Source organism: Herbidospora cretacea, from assembly GCF_001570605.1.
Lineage (GTDB): Bacteria > Actinomycetota > Actinomycetes > Streptosporangiales > Streptosporangiaceae > Herbidospora > Herbidospora cretacea.
Map to the genome: position 1 here is coordinate 207,040 of NZ_BBXG01000007.1, position 18,762 is coordinate 225,801.

An 18,762-nucleotide genomic window follows, 5' to 3' on the forward strand; every position below is an offset into this window, starting at 1 on the left:
GAAACGCGATGACGCCCTCGCTCGAGGACGGCTTTGGGTTTTCCACCCATGAGGGAGACGTCCGTTAGTTTCTCACATACGGGATGAGGCGGAGCATCAACGTTTTATTTCCCGCAATTGAGAATTCAGCCGGTGTGCTGCCAGCGCGGGACCGGGCGGAGCCTCGTCAGGACCAGCGCGACGGCCATGGCCAGCACCGGGACGCACAGGGCGGTGAGCCAGCTCGTCATCGCCATGTGCCGGACGGTCTCGACCCGGCCGTGCACGAGGACGACCACGGCGAACTGGGCCGTCGCGGCCAGCGGGAGGAAGACGGCCAGGCGTCCCACGGTCTTCTCCGCTGGGGTCAGCGAGCGGCGGCGGACCACCAGGCGCCCCGCCCCGGCCGTGGCGGCCCAGAGCACCAGGATCAGCAGCGGGCCGCCGCGGAAGACCTCCCAGAGCGCCGAGTAGACGGCGATCCGGTGCTCCCGCTCGCCCTCGGTCCGGCCCGCGCCCGCCGGGTAGGAGCCCAGGTGGTCGGGGCTGAACGCGGCGACCCCCTGGAAACCCCATCCGAGGGTGCGGATGGCGTGCCACGGGCGGGCCGCGTAGAAACCGGCCACCTGGAGCGGGGTGGGGTGGGCGGTGAAGTGGTACTCGTCCGCGAAGGGCGCCCAGTCCTCGTCGTGGCGCGACAGGCCGGCGGCCGGGGCCAGCTGCGGATCCAGGCCCAGCGAGGTGAGGTCGGCGGCGGCCGTGGGGTCGTCGTACAGGATGGTCCGGAAGACGACCTTGTGGTCGTCGAACCGCGCCTCGGTGACGGCGTGGAAGATTCCGAGCCCGGCCAGCCACGTCGCGGCCATCAGCGCCACGACCCGGCGGCCGCGCACCCAGAGCAGCGCGAAGACGATCACCGGCACGAACGTCACGTACTCGGGCCGGGCCCCGACCACCAGCAGCGCCGGGACCACGGCCCCCAGGATCCGCGGCACCGTCGGCCGCTCCCACAGCAGCAGCAGCGCGACGACGAGGAACCCGGCGGCGACCAGCGCGACCGGTTCGGCGTGGGGCGAGACGAGATACCCGGCGAACGCGGCGTCGGCGTAGACCAGCCCGACCGCCGACGCGAAGGCCGCCCTGACCGCAGCCCGGCCCGGGACCACCGCCACCAGCAGCCCGCAGACCACCCCCACGAGCAGGCCGAACGCGACGCCGAGCGCGCGCAGGTCGAGCGCGCCCGGATAGCCGAGCAGCGGCGTCAGCCACTTCCCGGCCGCCTGCGCGAGCAGGGCCGTCGACAGCTCCGGCGGGCAGTTCTCACCCGTCCACGTGTGCGAGGTCCAGGTCGGCTGGACGAACTCCCACCCCGCCAGCCCCGCCTGCCGGAAGTTGGCCAAGCCGAGCTGACACGGCATGTTCTCGCTGGACCCGGCGAGCCCGACATGCCCGCCCGCGAACAGCCGGACCTGCATGATCGCCGCCCACACGACCCCGACGAACACCGCCACCAGCGGATGGCGGCGAACGGCCGCTCTCCTGCGCGGCCGAGGCTCCCGATGACCAGAAGCGGCCTTCCCGTCGAGCGCCGGCCGCCGCGAAAGGCGCGGCGGCCCGGGCCGATCCGGCTCACGGGATCCGTCTTCCCGCGCCGCCGGGCTGTCGTGCTGGTCGACGGTCATGCCGTCATCCCGCCCCGCAGGGTGCCGACCGAGATCCGGTGGCGGTCCTGGCCGACCCAGCACGAGCGGTCCCGGCCCAGGTGGACGCGCAGGCCGCGGAGGCCTCCGGCGAACATCGCCGCGTTGGCCCGGCAGCGGTTCAGGGTGAGGCCCTGGGGTTCGACCCACTCCCACTCGTGGGGCAGCGCGCACTGGACGTCGCGGCCCTCCAGGTTGCAGCGCCGGATCGACGCCGACTCCGGGCGGGCCATGATGCCGCGCAGCGGGGCGGTCAGCAGCGGGCCGCCGTGCGGGTGGGTGGTCGGGACCAGCAGGTCGCAGCGGAGCGTCCGGTCGCCGGCGGCCCACTCGTCGGGGGTCGGGACCTTGCCCCACACCGACACGCCCCACTGGGCGTCGTGCGGGCCGGCCGCCAGATACGGGCGGATCGGGCGGTAGTCGCAGCCCGCCGTCACCATCGGGACCAGCAGTTCGTGCGGAGGCCTGATCGGGGCCTCGGACAGCGGCCCGGTGAGCTGGGTGACCAGGTAGGTCTCGGTCTGGTGCGGCTGGTTGCACGGGACGGGGGGCCGCACGTCGCTCAGGGCGTACAGCTCCTCGGGCTGGGACATCACGTGGCAGCTGCCGACGGGCATCGAAGCACTCGGGTGCGTGGTCGCGGGGGCGGCGCACGCCGCCGCGCAGAGCAGCACAAGCGCCAGGGTCTTGCCCACGGGACCTCCTCGGGGGCGATAGCGAGAAAACTCGCGGCACGGTAACAAGCGGGCACCTCCGAACACCCGCAGGGCGCGCGGGCTCTACCTCTGCGGAGGGAGGGGGCGGGCGCGGTTGGGGGGCGGAAAGCCCGCGCGCGGCTAGGTTGCAGGTCGTTCTGGAGGGGGGAACATGGCCGTTCGGGTGGCCCTTTCGGGGGTGCTCAGCCTGCTGCTGGGGGTCGTGCTGCTGGTCGACGACCGGGTGCGGGGCTGGGAGGCGGTGCTGGCCTCCCACGTGGTCGCGCTGGTCGCGCGGACCGAGACGGCGGTCAACTCCGTCATGGCGATCATGTCGTTCAACGAGGAGACCGGCGACGCCGTCGGGCTGCGGATCTCGCCCGAGTGCACGTCGGGCTTCCTGATCGTGCCGCTGCTGGCGGTCACCATCCTGATCCTCTGGCTGTCGAGGACGGTGACGTTCTGGCCGCTGGCCGCGCTGGCCGTCGCGGTCGCCGTCCTGTTCGCGAGCAACCAGGTGCGGATCCTCGCCGTGGTCGTGCTGATCAAGGGGCTGGGGTTCGACCCCGGCTACTACTGGGGGCACACCATGGTCGGCTCGGTGATCAGCGTGTTCGGGATCGGGGTGGCGCTGGTGGCGTACACGCTGCTGACCATGCGGGGGGTGCGGCGCTGATGGGCTATCTCCTCGGGCTGACCCAGGCGTTCGCGCTGTTCCTGAGCGTCACCTTCCTCACGTACGTGCTCACCATCGTCCGGCCCTACCTGCGGCAGCGGCCCGACCCGGCCGGGAACCCGGCCGCGTTCGAGTGGCACCTGTTCATCCCGTGCCGCGACGAGGCGGCGGTCATCGGGACCACCCTCCACTACCTGCGCGAACGGTTCTCCCACGTCAACATCTGGGTGGTCGACGACGCCTCCGACGACGACACGGCCCGCATCGTCGAGGAGATCGCCCTCACCGACGCCCGGATCCACCTGGTCAGGCGCAAGAGCCCGGAGGCGCGCACCGGGAAGGGCGACGCGCTCAACGCGGCCTACCAGGCCCTCGACGACCACCTCGCGCCGGACGCCGACCGCGCCCGCCACGTGGTCTGCGTGCTGGACGCCGACGGGCGGCCCGCCCCCAACATGCTGAGCGTGTGCGCGGGCGAGAAGCTGTTCGGCGACCTCGCGATCGGGGCCGTGCAGGTCGACGTGTGGATGGTCAACCGCGACGACCGCAACCCGTGCCCGGAGCGGGGCCGGTTCAGGAACGCGTTCGGGCGGCTGCTGGTCCGGATGCAGGACCTGGAGTTCCGGGGACCGATCTCGGCGATCCAACTCGGCCGGCGGCGCAGCGGCACGGTCGCGATGGGCGGCAACGGCCAGCTCACCAGGCTGAGCGCGCTGGAGAAGATCGCGGGGCCCGAGCGGCGGCCGTGGGGCGGCTCGCTGCTGGAGGACTTCGAGCTCGGCGTCCAGTTGCTGCTCGCGGGGGAGCGCAACGAGTACACCCCCGACACCTGGGTCGAGCAGGAGGGCCTCTGGTCGTTCCGGCGGCTCATCACCCAGCGGACCCGCTGGGGGCAGGGGACCATGCAGTGCGCCAAGTACCTGCCGGAGATCTGGCGGTCGGCCAGGTTCAGCAGCCTCGGCGCGCTCGAAGTGCTCTACTACCTGTCGCAGCCGTGGATGCAGCTCCTCGGCACGCTCGTCTACCCGATCCCGATGCTCTATCTGGCCGGCCGGCTGGCCGCCGACCCGGCCGGGATGTCGTGGTGGCTGGTCGACGGCGGCTGGATCCTGTTCGCCATCTACGGCACCTTCGGCATCATGCCGTTCCTCATCTGGGGGCCGCTCTACTGGTGGCGCTGCGAACCGGGGATCGGGCTCGGTAAAAGCCTGCTGTACGGGGTCGCCTACGCCTTTTACATCTACAACTTCTACATCACGTCATGGCGCGCCTTCTGGCGGGTGATACACGGCAGAAGCGGCTGGGCGAAAACCCGGAGAAACGCGGAGACGCACGTGGCCGGAACGCCGGTGGCCCGGGAGATGTGAATCCCGGGCCACCGGCGCGGAATCACCGAACCCGGTGCATCCGGAACAGCAATGCGCCCCCGATGATGAGAACGGCCGCCAATGCGATGATCACCAGGAGGGGAACTCCGGTGAAAGGCAGGACGGCGAGCGGGACTCCGGTCTGCCAGCGCGGCCCGTGTCCCCAGGATCCGTACACGAATACACCTCAGTTCTCGTAGTGGAATTCTTCGGGAAGCTCGGCGAGGCCGAGAAGATGCGCGCACGCATCGGCCACCCGCCCGGCGGCGCGGCCGTCGCCGTAGTGACAGGTGGCGACGTGCCTGACCCGGCCGGCCACGGCCGACTGGAGGAACAGCCCGGCGGTCTTGGCGACGAGGTCCTCGTCGGTGCCGACCAGGTGGGCGCCGCCGCCGTCGAGGGCCTCGACCCGTTCGGTCGACTCGCGCATCACCAGCACGGGCAGGCCGAGCGCGGCGGCCTCCTCCTGGACGCCGCCCGAGTCGGTGATCGCCAGCGCGCTGACGGCCAGGAGCCGGGCGAACTCCCGGTAGGCCATCGGCGGCACGCACCGGATGTTGGCCCGAGGCCGGACGACCTGGTCGAACACCGCGCGTACGGCGGGATTGAGATGGGTGGCGACGACGAAGTCGACGCCGGGATGGCCGGCGGCGAGCCGGTCGGCGACGCGGGCGATGCGCCGCATGGGCTCACCCCACGACTCCCGCCGGTGCGCCGTGATCACCACCAGGGGCCGGGTCGGCGGCGAGGGCCGCTCCGACAGCACGGCGGCCAGCGCGTCGATCACCGTGTTACCGGTGACCAGCACCCGGCCTGCGGGAATCCGCTCGGCGAGCAGATTCGCCCGCGCCCCGGGGGTCGGCGCCAGGTGGAGGTCGGCCAGCGGCGCGATCAGCCGCCGGTTGGCCTCCTCGGGGAACGGCGTGGCCTGGTGGCTGCGCAGCCCCGCCTCCACGTGGGCGACCGGGATCCGCCGCAGATACCCGGCCACCGCGCCCGCGAACGCCGAGGTCGTGTCCCCCTGCACGACCACCAGATCGGGCCCCCGCTGCGCGAACACCTCGTCGAGGCCCAGCACGGCCGATGCGGTCAGCGCGGCCAGGGAGTCCCCCGACCGGTGCAGTTCCCGGTCGACGCGGACGCCGAACAGCGCCAGCACCTCGGCCACCACCGCGCCGTGCTGCCCGGTGGAGACCACCTCGACGTCGGCGAACGCCCGCAGCAGGGGGATCACCGGGCCGAGCTTGATCGCCTCGGGACGGGTGCCGGCCACCACGCAGACCCGCGTCACCAGCGGCTCCCGGTCCGGGCGTCGCCGAGCACGACCGCGATGGCGTGCGCCCGGTCGCGTGCGCCGATCTTGCGCAGGATCGACTTGACGTGGGTCTTCACGGTCTCGTGGGCGATGCACAACCGGCCGGCTATGGCCCGGTTGTCGAGGCCCAGGATGATCTCCTCCAGCACTTCCTGCTCACGCGGGCTCAGGTCGAACCGGGTGCGGTGGCCGCCGCGCCCGACGGCCGACCGGCCGAGCCGGTCGTCGACGATGATCTGGCCCTCGGCCACCCGCTCCAGGTGGAACAGCAGGTCTTCGAGCGGGGAGGACTTCAGCAGGTAGGCGTGCGCGCCCGCGTCGAGCGCCGCGCGCGCCAGGTTGACGTCGTCGACCGAGGTGAGCACCACCGGCATCACGCCGGGATGGGCCACGCCGATCCAGCGGCACAGGTCCAGACCGCAGTCGTCGCCGATCCGCGTCTCGCATATCACGATTTCCGGCGTAAGCCGGGAAATAAGCCGTCGCCCTTCCGAACTTGTCGTCGCGGAAGCGGCGACCGCGAATACGGGGGCCTGCCGGAAAAAGGCACGCAACGCGAGATGGGCGAGGGGCCCTTCGTCGACGATGACTATTTGGCACGTTTCCCGGCGGACAGCTCCGCGTGTCCCCATTTAGGCTCCTGTTCTTCGATGCTCAATGTAACGAGCGAATCGAGCCACACAGGGCCCACGAGACTGACTCTCTGGAGTGAACTGACAGGTCCCTTACCGATTCCCATCCGGCGCGCCCATAACTTGGAGCGGCATCGACTTATAGGAAGCTCGCGGAGGGTGTGCACATGTTTCTCGGACGTACTTTCACCGTCTCCATAGCGGCGGCGGCCACGCTGCTGGTGGGGATGACGAGCACCACCCACGCGCGGAGCCCCACTGTCAACGCCTTCGGCGCGCGGATCAGCCTGCCGCTCGACATCACCTTCGGCCCGGCGCCGGAGGCCGACCTCGGCGAGCAGACCGCGACGCTCGCCTCGATCAACGTCGGCACCGTGTCGACGGGCGCCCTCAGCGCCGAGGTCGAGCAGAACACCACCGTCGGCACCGAGGCGGCGCGCGCGTCGGTCGACGGCCTGAACGCGACCCTGCTCGGCGTCGGCTTCAGCGCCGGCACCATCCAGTCGGAGTGCACCGCGACCACCGGCCTGCCCACGACGGGCTCGACGACGCTGGCCAACGCGCAGGTCCTCGGCACCAGCCTGCCCTCCAACCCGGCGCCGAACACCGTGCTGCAGTTCCCGCCGGTGCTGCCGCTCATCGAGGTCCGGCTGAACGAGCAGATCACCAACCCGAACGGCAGCCTGACCGTCAACGGCATGCACGTCCGCGCCCTGTCGGGCGTCGGCGACATCGTCCTGAGCTCGTCGACCTGCGGCCCGGCCACCCTCGACCCGCCGAACGAGGTGCCGCTCGCCTCGGGCGCCGGCCTCTACCTGGCCCTCGGCCTCGCCGCCGCCGGTGGCGGCACCCTGCTGATGCGCCGCCGCCGCCAGTTCGGCTGATCCTCGTAAAAAGGGCGCCTCGGTCCGAGGCGCCCTTTTCATTTCTGGACGTAGAGCGCGAACCAGGAGTAACCGAAGTCCTTGTAGTAGCGGGCCTCATAGCTTTTCTGCAGCGCCAGATAGGCGCGGTCGGTCTCCACGAAGGCGCTGTTCTGGTGTTTCCGCCCGCCGGACACCACCCAGACCCGCTCATGCTCTCCGATGTCACCGGGCTGGAGTTCGATCAGTTTTCGGTACGGCTCCGCATAAACTCCGGCGAACCACTTATAGGTGGCGTCGACATACAGAACCGCGTCGCCCGGCCGCTGCCGTTCGAGCAGCGCGGCGGCCATCGACCGCAGGTCGTCGGGGCGGCTGTCGGGCGTCCGGAGCGACAGGTGCTTGGGCACCGTCAGCGCGGCGAGCAGCGCCAGCCCCGCCCAGGCCAGCGGCCGGGGCCGCAGCCGGTCGAGCCCGGCCCCGGCCAGCAGCGCGACCCCGGGCAGCGCGAACAACACGTAGCGGGGGCTGTAGATCGGATAGACCAGCGAGATCAGCATCGACAGCGGGATCAGCAGCGCCCACGGCCCGGCCACCCGGCCCAGCGCCCCCCGCGCCCCGAAGAGCGCCAGCCCCAGCAGCGGGACGATCCCCCACCTGCTCCCCATGACCTCCTGGGCGAACGCGGGCAGCGCCGCCCACGTGGGCGACCGCAACCACCCGAGCTGGACACCCCGCTGCCCGGCCGCCAGCACCGCGAGCGGCGCGAGCCCGGCGCCCGCGATCAGCAGGGCCTGCCCGAACCGCCGCCGGTCGGGCGCGACGAACGCGTGCGCCACCACCAGCAGCAGCCCGTAGACGTGGCACCACCCCAGCAGCACGATCACGGCCGCGTACCCGGCGTGGTGCCGCCGGGTCACCAGCAGCCAGGTCGCCAGCACCGCCAGCGCCGTCACGATCGCATACGACCTGACCTCCTGCGCGTAGCGCGTGACCATGGGCAGCGCCGCGAACACCAGCCCGGCCAGCAGCCCGGCGCGGGCGGAGGCCAGATGCCGCCCCAGCGCGGCGATCCCGTAGGCGGCGGCGGCCGTGGCCAGCACCGACGGCAGCCGCAGGGCCAGTTCCGAGGTGGAGATCCACGCCACCGGCCGGAGCATCAGGTAGTAGAGGGCGTGCACCCGGTCCATGTGGCCGAGCAGGTCCCACAGTTCGCCGATGGGCCGCGAGGCGGCGAGAGCGGAGACCGACTCGTCCCGCCAGAACGACGGCACCCCCACGCCCCACAGCCCGATGACCAGCGCGACGACGGCCGCCACCGGTTCAGCCCGCCTTTTCGTGGAGGGCTTAACCGACTTTTCGGACAGTGCCATCGTCATGGCGGTAGTTCACACCACTTGACCGCTCCTTCGCTATGAACGTACGTTCATGAACACACGTTCATAAGGAGGCGACGTGATCGTCAACACCCATCAGGCCGAGGCGTGGAACGGCTACGAGGGCACCCACTGGGCCAGCCACCCCGACCGCTACAACGCGGTGAACGACGCGTTCAACCCGTTCTTGCTGGAGGCGGTCAGGCCCGGCGACCGCGTCCTCGACATCGGCTGCGGCACCGGCCGGACCACCCGGCTGGCCGCGCTCACGGCGTCGTCGGCGGAAGGGGTCGACCTGTCGGAACCCATGCTCGCCACCGCCCGCGACCTCGCGAAGGACCTGGTCAACGTCACTTTCACCCGGGGCGACGCGCAGGTCTGCCCGTTCCCCGATTCGGCGTTCGACCTGGCGATCAGTAGATTCGGGATCATGTTCTTCGGCGATCCCGTCGCCGCCTTCGCCAACATCGGCCGGGCGCTGACCCCGGGCGGCCGGCTCGCCTTCCTGTCGATGCGCGGCTACGGCGACCTGGCCCACCCCGTCGCGGCGCTGGGCTTCCCCCCGCCGCCCCCGGGGGCCGGGCCGCTCGCGCTGGGCGAGCCGGAGACCGTCGGGCGCGTCCTCACGGAGGCCGGGTTCACCGAGGTGACCACCCGGCCGGTCGACGCGCCGCAGAACTGGGGCGCCGACGCCGCCGACGCGGCCGCCTTCCTGGCCGCCTGGGGCCCCATTCGTCACGCCGCCGGCGACGGCGCGGCCGAGCGGCTGCTCCCGGCGCTGCGGGCCTTCGAGACCCCCGGCGGCGTGCTGCTCAACGGCGAGGCGCTCCTGGTCTGCGCGAGGAGACCCTGATGGCGCCGCGCCGGGCCGAGGGGGTGGGCGAGGGCCGGGAGTTGCGCGACCACCTGGTCGAGACGGCCACCCGGCTGATCGCCCGGCGCGGCACGGCCGGGCTGACCGTCCGGGAGATCGCCAGGGAGGCGCGGGTGGCGACGGGGGTGCTCTACAACCACTTCGCCGACAAGGAGGAGCTTCTCGCCCTCGGGCTGCACGGCCACGTCCAGGAGGTGGAACGAGGTTTGCCGCCGCTGCCCGGCGACGACGAGGCGGTGGAGGTGGCGCTGGTGGCGTACACGAAAAGGGCTCTTGACCTGCACCGGGGGATCGTCCCGGCCTTCGTGAACCTGGCGCCCGAGGTGCTCGAACGGTTCGTCGGGCTCGGCAACCCCGCAGCGGGCGGGCAGGGCCTGCGCGACCAGTTGGCCGCCTACCTGCATAGACAGGTGGCGGCGGGGAAGGTGGCCCCGCACGCCCCGGTCGAAGCCGCCGCCACCATGATCATCGGAGCCTGCCATGAAGTCACCCTGCGATCGGCGCAGGCCGTGCCCGCCGGGTTCGCCGCTGACCTGGTCTCCATCGTCCTTGGCGGGATCCGGGTGCGGTAACGAACTGCGCGATACCCTCGAATAATGGTGCGATGCTCGATGAGGTGCCCGTGAACCTGCCCGGAGCCTGGCCGATCACCGACGACGTCGGAGCGATGCGCGACCGCGTCGACGCCTTCGCGTCGGGTGCCGGGCTTGCCGGGCCCCGGCTTCACGATCTCGTCTTCGCCGCGAACGAGGCGGTCGTCAACGTCCTCGAACACGGCGGCGGCCACGGCACCGTCCGGATCTGGCAGGAAGACGGCCAGATCGTCGTCGAGGTGACCGACCTGGCCGGCCGGCTCACCCCCGCCCACCTCAGCCCGTCCCGGCCCTCGCTCGACGGTCGTCGTGGCTTCGGCCTCTGGTTGATGAGCGAGGTCTGCGACCGGCTCACGATCGAGCAGGGCGAGGGCGGCTCCCGCGTGGAGATGCGCATGAACCTCAACGAAGGAGACGAGATCAAGCCCCGGGGCGACGCGCAGCAGCGTCTCGGCGTGGCGGTCACCCATCGAGCGGCCGGGCCGCTGGTGAGCGTGACCGGGGACCTCGACGCGACGACCTCGCCGCAGCTCCACGCGGTCGTCAACGATCTGCTGACCTCCGGCCGCCCCTTCATCGCCGCCGACCTCTCCGGCGTCGGGTTCTGCGACTCCAGCGGGCTGCGGGTGCTGCTCGTCTCCACGATCGCCGCCAGGGAGCTCGGCGGGCTGCTGGTGCTCTCGGGCGTGAGCGCCCCGATCGACCGGCTGCTGCGGCTGACCGGAAGCCTGACCGTGCTCGCCGTCCGCGACAACGCTGAGGAGGCGTTGAACCTTCTGTCCGAGCATCGGGCGGGCTCATGACCCATGAGCTCGACGACCTGATCACCCGCCTCCAGGAGGAGACCCGGCTGGTCGAGACGCTCCACGAGGTCGGCCGCGCGCTCGCCGCCGACCTCGACCTGCCGAGGATCGTGCAGACCGCCTGCGACGCCGCCACCTCGCTCACCGGGGCCGCGTTCGGCTCGTTCTTCTACAACACCTACGACCTCAACGGAGAGGTCTACTTCCTCTACGTCCTGTCGGGCGTCCCCCGCGAGGCCTTCGAGGGGTTCCCGATGCCCCGGAACACCAGGGTCTTCGACCCCACGTTCCAGGGCGAGGGCGTCATCCGGATGCACGACGTGCGCGCCGACCCCCGCTACGGCCAGAACCCGCCCTACCACGGCATGCCCAAGGGCCACCTCGACGTGCGCAGCTACCTGGCCCTGCCGGTGATCTCACCGTCGGGCGAGGTGCTGGGCGGCTTCTTCTTCGGCCACCCTGAGGTGGGCATGTTCACCGCCCGCCACGAGCAGCTCGCCGGCGGCGTGGCCGCGCAGGCCGCCGTCGCCATGGACAACGCCCGCCTCTACCAGCGCCACCGCGACGCCGCCGTGGAGCTCCAGCGCAGCCTGCTCTCCCCGCTGCCCCGGGTCGACGGCCTGCGGCACGCCTGGCGCTACTACCCGGCGCGCGGCATCGACGTCGGCGGCGACTGGGTCGACCTCATCCCGATCGACGAGGGCCGGGTCGCGCTCGTCGTCGGCGACGTCATGGGCAAGGGCATCCAGGCCGCCGCCCTGATGGGCCAGATGCGCACGGCCGTCCGGGCCCTGGCGGTCAGCCACATGTCGCCGGGCGAGATCCTGCGCCAGTCGGCCGTGGTGCTCCGGACGGCCGACCGCGCCCGCCTGGTGACCTGCTGCCTGGCCGTCTACGACGCCCACGCCGCCACCCTGACCTGGGCGAACGCCGGTCAGCTCCCGATGTTGCTCGACGTGCCCGACGGCCCCTACCGCTTCCTCGACGACGGCGCCGGGCCGCCGCTGGGCGTGGTCGACTACAACTACGTCGAGCACAAGGTGCCCTTCCCGGCGGGCAGCCATCTGCTCCTCTACACCGACGGCCTGGTGGAGCGCCGCGACCGGGCCATCGACGCCGGGATGGCCACGCTGAAGGCGGTCTGGCAGGGCACCCGCCCCGTCGGCGACCTCGACGCGGTCGCCGACCGGCTGGTCGACGAACTGGTCGACGTCCGCGCCCACGAAGACGACATCGCCCTGCTGGTCGTCACCACCGGCTGAAGGTGGTCGTCAGCTCCAGGGCCTGGCCGGTCCGGGCCGACTCGTGCGCCTTCAGCATGATCTCCAGGGCGTGCCGGGCGACGTCGCCGCCCATGACCTCCTCGGCCGTGCCGTTCACCACGTCGGCCAGGTGGTCGACGAGCAGCGCCCGGCGCAGTTTGTCGACCCGCTGCTGGGCGGGCTCCAGGTGGGCGAGGTCGAGGTCGACCCAGCCGCTCAGCCCGGCCGCGGCCTCCAGCAGGAACAGGTCGATGCCCCGGCCGCCGTTCACCGGCAGGTTGTTGGGCAGGTTCAGGGTGCCCTTGCGGCCGAAGACCTCCAGGCGGGGGCCCTTGGCGGCGTTCACGTTGAAGGTGCCGTCGACCACGGCGAACGTGCCGCCGCCGAAGTCGAGCATGATCAGGGTGTTGTCGTCGGTCGTGACGGTGATCTCCTTGCCGGCGTACGGCCCCGAGCGCACCACCCGGGTCGGCTCGGTGATGCCGGAGAACGCCGACACCCGCCGGGCCGGGCCGAGCAGGCCGAGCATCTCGTGGATGCCGTAGACGCCGACGTCGAACAGCGGCCCCGACCCCTCCTGGTAGAACCACGACGGGTCGGTCGGCCAGTTCATCATCGAGGCGGGGCCGCCGTGGCTGGCCCGGACCTTGGCGAACGCGACCTTGCCGATGACGCCCTCGCGGATCAGCCGGGCGGCCTCGATGCGGCTCGGGTAGAGCATGTTGGGCGGCGAGCAGACGATCTTCAGGTCGTTCGCGGCGGCGAGGTCGATGAGGGCGTCGGCGTCCTCCATCGTGGTGGCCAGCGGCTTCTCGGTGGCCAGGTGCTTGCCCGCCTCCAGGATCTTCAGCGAGGTCGGGCCGTGGGCCGGGATGGGGGTCAGGTTGAGCACCAGGTCGACGTCCGACTCGTCGAGCATCTCGTCGAGCGTCGCGTAGACCTCGCGGGCGCCGTACTTCTTGGCCGCCGCGGCGGTGCGCTCCTCCACCGGGTCGCAGAGCGCGACCAGCTCCACCTTGTCGGCGATGTGGTGCAGGTTGGGCAGCACCCCGTAGTCGACCGTCGCGATCGCGCCGACCCCGAGAACCCCGAGCTTCAACATCAGACCAAACCCTTTCTCAACCCTTGACCGCGCCCGCGACCATGCCCTGCATGAGGCGCTTCTGGACCAGCAGGAAGAACACGACGACCGGGATCGTGAAGATCACACTGGCCGCCATGACGCCGCCCCAGTCGGAGTAGTAGCTGGAGAAGAACTGCTGCAGCGCGACCGGGAGCGTCTCCCTGGACGACTGCTGCATGTACGTCGCCGAGAACATCAACTCGTTCCACGACGTGATGAACCCGTAGATCGAACTGGCCGCCAGCCCCGGCCAGACCAGCGGGAACACCACGAGCCGCACGGCCTTCATCCGCGAGGCGCCGTCGACCATCGCCGACTCCTCCAGGGAGACCGGGATGTCCATGAAGAAACTCCGCAGCATGTACGTCGCCAGCCCCACCGTCAGCGCGAGGTGCGACAGGACCAGCCCCTGGTAGGTGCCGAGCAGGTCGGTGGTGCGCAGCACCGTGAACAGCGGGATGACCAGGACCGTCTGCGGCAGCATCTGGATCGAGAGGATCACGATCAGCAGATAGCGCTTCATCGGGATGTCGAACCGGGCCAGCGCGTAGCCCGCCAGCAGCGCGATCAGCCCGGTGACGACCGTGGTGGCCCCGGCGACCAGCAGCGAGTTGAGGAACTGGCGCGGGATCGCCCCGGAGAACAGCTCCGTGTACCGCGACAGGATCGGCTCGTGCGGGATGAACTGCGGCGTCACCGTGAAGATCTCGGTGTCCGGCTTCAGCGAGGTGATGATCATCCAGAAGAACGGGAAGAGCGCCACCAGGCAGATGACCGCCATCGCCGGGTAGACGATCAGCTTTCGGGTCACGCGCCCTCCTTCGACAGCTTCACGTAGATCGCGGTGATCGCGGCCAGCAGCACGAACGTGACGACCGCCATCGCCGCCGCGACCCCCTGGTCGAGCACGGTGAAGGCCTGGAGCCAGGTCAGCAGCGACAGCACCTCGGTGCTGTGGCTCGGTCCGCCGGGCGGCGTGGTCATCACCAGGAAGTGGTCGAACGACTGGTAGGCGAAGATCGTCGACATCACGCCGAGGATGACGAGCAGCGGCTTCATCATCGGCAGCCGGACCCGGAGGAGCTGCTGGTAGAAGCCGGCGCCGTCGACCCGCGCCGCCTCCAGCACCTCACCGCGCGTCGCGCGCAGCCCGGCCAGCATCGAGATCGCGATGAACGGCACCGAGTGCCAGACCACGGCGATCGTGATGGCGACGAGCGAGGCGAACCCGTCGTTGAACCAGGCGTAGCCCTTGAACTGCTCGAACCCCAGGGAGACCAGCAACCAGTTGGCGATGCCGTACTGGTCGTTGAACATCCACTTGAAGATGATTCCGCTGGCCACCCGGGGCATCGCCCAGGGCAGCAGCACGACCACCGTCACGATCCGGGCCACCCACGAGCCCGCGTCCAGGACCAGGGCGATGGCCAGGCTGATCAGCAGCGTGGACACCACGCAGACGACCGCGAAGATCGTCGTCCGGAGGAGGGCGGCCAGGAAGTAGGGGTCGCCGAAGATCTCCGTGTAGTTGTCCACGCCGTTGAAGGCCCCGGTCATCAGGTACTCGCCCTCGTGGAAGGAGAGCCAGACCGTCCGGACGATGGGGTAGCCGACCACTCCGAGGACCACCGCGAGGAGCGGGGCGAGCAGCAGGCTGGGGAGCCCGAAGCGGTCCCACCTCAGGCCTGCCCGGGAGGGCGCGACCGTGTGCCGCGCCCGCCCGGTGGTGGTAGAGGTCATCGCTGTCCGATCGCGGCGTCAATCTGCGAGGCCAGTTCCTTCATGGCCGCCTCGGGCGTCTGCTGCCCGTTCATGATCGCCTGCATCGCGTTGACGATGGCCCCGGTGCCCTCGACCTTGCCCCAGGTCGACACCGGCGGGATCGAGCGGGTGCTCGGAGCTTGCTCGGCGTAGGCCTTCAGCAGCGGGGTGGAGAACGAACCGCTGGTGCGCTCCTTCTCCAGGGCGTCGACGGTCGCCGGGAGGAGACCGATCTTGGTGGTGACCGGCACGAGGTTCTCGGTCTTCATCAGGAAGTCCACGAAGCTCTTGGCGGTCGCCTTGTTGTCACACCCCTTGAAGATGGCCAGGTTGCTGCCGCCCGCGAAGGTGTCGTTGTTGCCGCCGGGCCCGGCGGGCAGCGGCGCGGTGGCGAGCTGCTGCTCCATCTGCGGGCTCTGCGCGAGGATCGTCTTCAGGTCCCACGAACCGCCGACCATCATGCCGATCTGCCCGAGCGCGAACGCCTTGGACGCGTCGGCGCCCTGCCAGGTGGCCGCCCCCGCGGGGGCCAGCTTGTGCTTGGTCAGCAGGTCGGAGTAGAAGGTGAAGGCCGCGATCGCCTCGGGCGAGTCGACCTTGGCCTTCCACGCGCCGCCCTCCTGGACCGCGATGTCGCCGCCCCAGTTCCAGATCATCGGCAGCCAGTACCACTGGTTGCCGCCGATGATGCCGAAGCCGTTGACGCCGGGGTTGTCCTTCTGGATGGTCGTGGCCGAGCTCAGCACCTCGTCCCAGGTCTTCGGGGCCGCAAGGCCGGCCTTGTCGAAGAGGTCCTTGCGGTAGATGAGGGCCCGGACGCCGGTGTCGTAGGGCACCGCGTAGGAGACGCCGTCGAGCACGGTCGAGTCGATCATGCTCTGGGTGTAGACGCCCTTCATCGTCGCGGGGTCCTGGGCGATCGGCTCCAGGGCCTGGAGACCGGCGAACTCCGGGCTCCACGTGTTGCCGATGAGGGCGACACACGGCACGGTGCCACCGGCGATGCTGGTCAGATAGGTCTTGTGGGCGTCGGCGCCGAGGAACCTGAGGTTGACCTTGGTGCCGGGGTGGGCGGTCTCGTAGTCCTTGGCGAGCTGGACGATCGTCGGCTGCTGGGCGGCGCCGATCGGGTCGCCCATCCAGACGTCGATGGCGCCGGTGACCTCACCGGCCGCGGCGGGGGCCTCCTCGTCCCCGCCGCAGGCGGAGGCGAGCATGAGTGCGGCCGCCGCCGACGTGGCGGTGATGGCCTTCAGTGCGCTGTTCCACGGTCGTTGCATGTCTTCTCCTGGCCTGGCGGTCGCGGTAGCGATGTATGAGCGCCCCCCGTGCGCATGGATTTCGGTCGGGCAGCCGATGGGCTACCGGTGGCGTTCCTCCAGGTGGCGGAACTCCTCGAAGAGCGGGTCGTACACATTCGCCAGGTTCGGATCGGCGGGCACGGTCCTGGCGACCCGTGTCCACCGGTCAAGGAGGTCCTCGATGGTCCGAGGACCGGTCGCCGCGCTGGCGATCATGGCCGTGCCGAGCAGCCCGGCCTCGGTCGTCTGCGGGACCGTCAGGTCCCGCTTCAGCACGGCCGCGAGGATCCGCAGCCACAGGCCGCTCCGCGCGCCGCCGCCGACCGCGACCAGCTCGCTGGGGTCGCGCTGGTCGAGCGCGGCTCCGGCGATGGTCCGGAGCCAGAAAGCGGTTCCTTCCATCACGGCTCTCGCCAGATCCGGAGCGCCATGGGCGAGGGTCAGACCGTGCACAGACCCCCGCGCTGAGGGGTCGTGGCCGAGTCCGCGTTCGCCCATCAGGTGCGGCAGGAAGAAGACGCCGCGCGCGCCCGGTGGGACGTGTTCCGCCGCCGCGACCGTTTCGGGGGCTCCTCTGCCGGTCAGCCCGCCGATCCAGTCGAGCGCCGACCCCGTCGAGGTCGCGGCGGCGAAACACAGGGGGTTGGTCAGGGTGGCGGCCGACTCGGCGGAGGCGAAGCCGCCGACCGCTCCGGCCGTGCCGAGATAGACGCACGCCTTCCGCGGGAGCACGGCGCCCGCGCCGAGAAGGGTCGCCATCCAGTCACCGGTGCCCATGACGACCGGGGTTCCCGCGCGGAGCCCGGTCGCGGTCGCGGCCTCCTTGGTGACCGTCCCGCCGAGGTCGAGCGGTTCGCCGATGGGCGGGAGCTTCGCCACGGAGATGCCCGCCTGGCAGGCGATCGCGGGCGACCAGACGCCGTCGCGGACGAACCCGGTGCCGCCCGCCTCGTAGCGGTCGGTGGCGAACGCGCCGGTCAGCCGCATCCGCAGGAAGTCCTTGACCGGCAGGTACCACCGGGTCAGCAGGGCCAGCGGGTCGCGCCCGGCCCACCACGCCACCCGGTCGGCCGTCGTCGGCCCGGCCGGACGCTGGTCGGGCCAGAGCAGCGCGGGCCCGGTGACCTTGCCCTCGTCGGTGACCGGCACCACCGTGTGCATGAAGCCGGAGATCGCGACCGCTCCGACGTCGTCGAGCGGCAGCCGGGAGACGCAGGAGACCAGCGCCGCCCACCACGTCTCCGGGTCGGCCTGCGCCGCGGTCGTCTCGGGGTGGTCGACCGGCGTGCGCCGCGAGGTCATGGCGACGATGTGGCCCTCGCCGTCGACGACGGCGGCCTTCGCGCCGCTCGATCCCTGGTCGATCGCCAGGACGTGCATGCCGGTCACCCCCCTTCTAGGGCTCGATCAGGACCTTCATGGCCAGGGACCGCTCCTTCTCGTCGGCGGCGGTGAACGCCTCGACGATCCGGTCGAGCGGGAACCGGTGGGTGATGAGCGGTTCGGCCTGGACCCGGCCGGAGGCGACGAGCCGCAGCGCCTCGGCGTAGGCGCCGGGGCCGTAGCTGTTGGACCAGTGGACCGACACCTCCCGCACGTAGGCGACGTGCGGTTCGAGGCGCGGCGGGGCCGGATAGACGCCCAGCACGCAGACCGGGGAGCCTTCGGCGGCCGACTCGACCGCCTGCTGGAGCGTCACGTTCGGGATGGCGACGGCGTCGACGACCAGGTCGGCGCCCTTGCCGTCGGTGAAGGTCTCCACGGCCTGCCCGGCTTCGGCCGCGAAGGCGACCTCGTCGGCGGCGCCCGCTTCGAGCGCCAGGTCGAGGAACTCCTTCGCGGTGCCGGTGAGCAGCACCTTCACGCCGTGGGCGCGGAGCACCTGGCCCATGGTCAGGCCCATCGTGCCGCTGCCCAGGACCACCGCCCTGCTCCCGGCGGGCGTCTTCACCAGGTTGTGGGTGTGCACGCCGCACGCGTAGCAGTCGAGGATGGCCCCCGCCGCGAGGGATACCGAGTCCGGCAGCACGTGGACCCGTTCGGCGGGGGCCAGGTCGTATTCGGCGAAGCCCTCGCTGGTCACGTGGACGTCGCCGACGTAGCCCCGCCTGCGGCACAGGTGCGACCGGCCGTTGCGGCAGGGCGGGCACTGGCCGCAGGCGATGAGGTGCTTCGGCTCGACGGCGACCCGCTTGCCCACGGCCAGACCGGTCACGCCGTCGCCGAGCGCGGCGATCTCGCCGGCCAGCTCGTGGCCGTCGCGGCCGGGCTTGCCGGGGCTGTGCTGCCACGGGCCCTGGCCCCGGAAGGCCAGCACGTCGCTGCCGCACACACCGGCCGCGCCGACCCGCACCAGCACCTCGCCGGGGCCGGGCAACGGGATCGCCATCTCCTCGATCCGGATGTCCCGGCCGCCGTGGAAGACGGCGGCACGCATCATCG

General features: G+C 71.3%; 18 protein-coding genes. 7 read left to right on the forward strand and 11 right to left on the reverse strand.

Annotation, left to right across the window (positions count from 1 at the left end; translation table 11 throughout):
• Window positions 1-125: 125 nt before the first annotated feature.
• Both wsfD and AW270_RS15465 read right to left on the reverse strand, forming a co-directional pair.
• Window positions 126-1,661 (reverse strand): glycan biosynthesis hexose transferase WsfD, encoded by a 1,536-nt coding sequence (gene wsfD, locus AW270_RS15460; protein ID WP_157522013.1) that lies wholly within the window; start codon window positions 1,659-1,661, stop codon window positions 126-128.
• Window positions 1,658-2,374 (reverse strand): septum formation family protein, encoded by a 717-nt coding sequence (locus AW270_RS15465; RefSeq protein ID WP_061295030.1) that lies wholly within the window; start codon window positions 2,372-2,374, stop codon window positions 1,658-1,660. The genes wsfD and AW270_RS15465 overlap by 4 nt, the downstream gene beginning before the upstream one ends.
• A 172-nt stretch (window positions 2,375-2,546) precedes the next feature.
• On the opposite strand from AW270_RS15465, the gene AW270_RS15470 reads away from it, so the two are divergent.
• Entirely contained in the window at window positions 2,547-3,050 is a 504-nt protein-coding gene (locus AW270_RS15470) for a hypothetical protein (RefSeq protein WP_063819222.1), read from the forward strand.
• Window positions 3,050-4,417 (forward strand): XrtP-associated glycosyltransferase, encoded by a 1,368-nt coding sequence (locus AW270_RS15475; protein WP_061295032.1) that lies wholly within the window; start codon window positions 3,050-3,052, stop codon window positions 4,415-4,417. Before AW270_RS15470 ends, AW270_RS15475 begins: the two co-directional genes overlap by 1 nt.
• Window positions 4,418-4,604: 187 nt before the next feature.
• On the opposite strand, the gene wecB is transcribed toward AW270_RS15475, so the two are convergent.
• Window positions 4,605-5,708, reverse strand: coding sequence for a non-hydrolyzing UDP-N-acetylglucosamine 2-epimerase (wecB, locus tag AW270_RS15480; protein WP_061295033.1), 1,104 nt, complete (start codon window positions 5,706-5,708; stop codon window positions 4,605-4,607).
• The gene (locus AW270_RS15485; protein WP_082801574.1) at window positions 5,705-6,364 is read right to left on the reverse strand and encodes a LuxR C-terminal-related transcriptional regulator; all 660 of its coding nucleotides are present in this window, start codon (window positions 6,362-6,364) and stop codon (window positions 5,705-5,707) included. The genes wecB and AW270_RS15485 overlap by 4 nt, the downstream gene beginning before the upstream one ends.
• Window positions 6,365-6,531: 167 nt before the next feature.
• Here AW270_RS15485 and AW270_RS15490 point away from each other — a divergent pair, with 167 nt between their 5' ends.
• Entirely contained in the window at window positions 6,532-7,248 is a 717-nt protein-coding gene (locus tag AW270_RS15490; RefSeq protein WP_061295035.1) for a choice-of-anchor protein CoaP, read from the forward strand.
• A 38-nt stretch (window positions 7,249-7,286) separates the two neighbouring features.
• Here AW270_RS15490 and AW270_RS15495 read toward each other — a convergent pair whose 3' ends face one another.
• Window positions 7,287-8,546, reverse strand: coding sequence for a glycosyltransferase family 39 protein (locus AW270_RS15495; protein ID WP_061295036.1), 1,260 nt, complete (start codon window positions 8,544-8,546; stop codon window positions 7,287-7,289).
• A gap of 136 nt (window positions 8,547-8,682) precedes the next feature.
• Here AW270_RS15495 and AW270_RS15500 point away from each other — a divergent pair, with 136 nt between their 5' ends.
• From AW270_RS15500 to AW270_RS39535, 4 genes are read left to right on the forward strand one after another with little or no spacing between them, the layout of a single operon-like run.
• On the forward strand, window positions 8,683-9,456 hold the full coding sequence (locus AW270_RS15500; protein WP_061295037.1) for a class I SAM-dependent methyltransferase: 774 nt from the start codon (window positions 8,683-8,685) through the stop codon (window positions 9,454-9,456).
• A complete protein-coding gene (locus tag AW270_RS15505; RefSeq protein WP_061295038.1) occupies window positions 9,456-10,049 on the forward strand; it encodes a TetR/AcrR family transcriptional regulator in 594 nt (197 codons plus the stop codon). The genes AW270_RS15500 and AW270_RS15505 overlap by 1 nt, the downstream gene beginning before the upstream one ends.
• 32 nt (window positions 10,050-10,081) lie before the next feature.
• Window positions 10,082-10,873, forward strand: a complete 792-nt coding sequence (locus AW270_RS15510) for an anti-sigma factor antagonist (RefSeq protein WP_061295039.1) — start codon at window positions 10,082-10,084, stop codon at window positions 10,871-10,873.
• Window positions 10,870-12,135, forward strand: coding sequence for a PP2C family protein-serine/threonine phosphatase (locus tag AW270_RS39535; RefSeq protein WP_061295040.1), 1,266 nt, complete (start codon window positions 10,870-10,872; stop codon window positions 12,133-12,135). Before AW270_RS15510 ends, AW270_RS39535 begins: the two co-directional genes overlap by 4 nt.
• On the opposite strand, the gene AW270_RS15520 is transcribed toward AW270_RS39535, so the two are convergent.
• The 6 genes from AW270_RS15520 to AW270_RS15545 form a co-directional block, all read right to left on the reverse strand.
• Complete coding sequence (locus AW270_RS15520; RefSeq protein WP_061295041.1) at window positions 12,122-13,237, reverse strand: Gfo/Idh/MocA family protein; 1,116 nt, start codon at window positions 13,235-13,237, stop codon at window positions 12,122-12,124. The two genes, AW270_RS39535 and AW270_RS15520, sit on opposite strands and share 14 nt — an antisense overlap.
• 16 nt (window positions 13,238-13,253) lie before the next feature.
• Entirely contained in the window at window positions 13,254-14,069 is an 816-nt protein-coding gene (locus AW270_RS15525; RefSeq protein ID WP_061295042.1) for a carbohydrate ABC transporter permease, read from the reverse strand.
• A complete protein-coding gene (locus AW270_RS15530; RefSeq protein WP_061295043.1) occupies window positions 14,066-14,998 on the reverse strand; it encodes a carbohydrate ABC transporter permease in 933 nt (310 codons plus the stop codon). Before AW270_RS15530 ends, AW270_RS15525 begins: the two co-directional genes overlap by 4 nt.
• Complete coding sequence (locus AW270_RS15535) at window positions 14,995-16,299, reverse strand: extracellular solute-binding protein (protein ID WP_061295044.1); 1,305 nt, start codon at window positions 16,297-16,299, stop codon at window positions 14,995-14,997. The genes AW270_RS15530 and AW270_RS15535 overlap by 4 nt, the downstream gene beginning before the upstream one ends.
• 81 nt (window positions 16,300-16,380) lie before the next feature.
• On the reverse strand, window positions 16,381-17,700 hold the full coding sequence (locus AW270_RS15540) for a xylulokinase (RefSeq protein ID WP_157522018.1): 1,320 nt from the start codon (window positions 17,698-17,700) through the stop codon (window positions 16,381-16,383).
• Window positions 17,701-17,716: 16 nt separating this feature from the next.
• Entirely contained in the window at window positions 17,717-18,760 is a 1,044-nt protein-coding gene (locus tag AW270_RS15545; protein ID WP_061295046.1) for a zinc-dependent alcohol dehydrogenase, read from the reverse strand.
• Between the last annotated feature and the right edge of the window lie 2 nt (window positions 18,761-18,762).

Bases quoted from the DNA above. Each gene is read 5' to 3' on its own strand.
- wsfD (WP_157522013.1), bottom strand. From the start codon at position 1,661: ATGACCGTCGACCAGCACGACAGCCCGGCGGCGCGGGAAGACGGATCC.
- AW270_RS15470 (WP_063819222.1), top strand. From the start codon at position 2,547: ATGGCCGTTCGGGTGGCCCTTTCGGGGGTGCTCAGCCTGCTGCTGGGG.
- AW270_RS15475 (WP_061295032.1), top strand. From the start codon at position 3,050: ATGGGCTATCTCCTCGGGCTGACCCAGGCGTTCGCGCTGTTCCTGAGC.
- AW270_RS15485 (WP_082801574.1), bottom strand. From the start codon at position 6,364: ATGGGGACACGCGGAGCTGTCCGCCGGGAAACGTGCCAAATAGTCATC.
- AW270_RS15490 (WP_061295035.1), top strand. From the start codon at position 6,532: ATGTTTCTCGGACGTACTTTCACCGTCTCCATAGCGGCGGCGGCCACG.
- AW270_RS15505 (WP_061295038.1), top strand. From the start codon at position 9,456: ATGGCGCCGCGCCGGGCCGAGGGGGTGGGCGAGGGCCGGGAGTTGCGC.
- AW270_RS15510 (WP_061295039.1), top strand. From the start codon at position 10,082: ATGCTCGATGAGGTGCCCGTGAACCTGCCCGGAGCCTGGCCGATCACC.
- AW270_RS39535 (WP_061295040.1), top strand. From the start codon at position 10,870: ATGACCCATGAGCTCGACGACCTGATCACCCGCCTCCAGGAGGAGACC.
- AW270_RS15520 (WP_061295041.1), bottom strand. From the start codon at position 13,237: ATGTTGAAGCTCGGGGTTCTCGGGGTCGGCGCGATCGCGACGGTCGAC.
- AW270_RS15530 (WP_061295043.1), bottom strand. From the start codon at position 14,998: ATGACCTCTACCACCACCGGGCGGGCGCGGCACACGGTCGCGCCCTCC.
- AW270_RS15535 (WP_061295044.1), bottom strand. From the start codon at position 16,299: ATGCAACGACCGTGGAACAGCGCACTGAAGGCCATCACCGCCACGTCG.
- AW270_RS15540 (WP_157522018.1), bottom strand. From the start codon at position 17,700: ATGCACGTCCTGGCGATCGACCAGGGATCGAGCGGCGCGAAGGCCGCC.
- AW270_RS15545 (WP_061295046.1), bottom strand. From the start codon at position 18,760: ATGATGCGTGCCGCCGTCTTCCACGGCGGCCGGGACATCCGGATCGAG.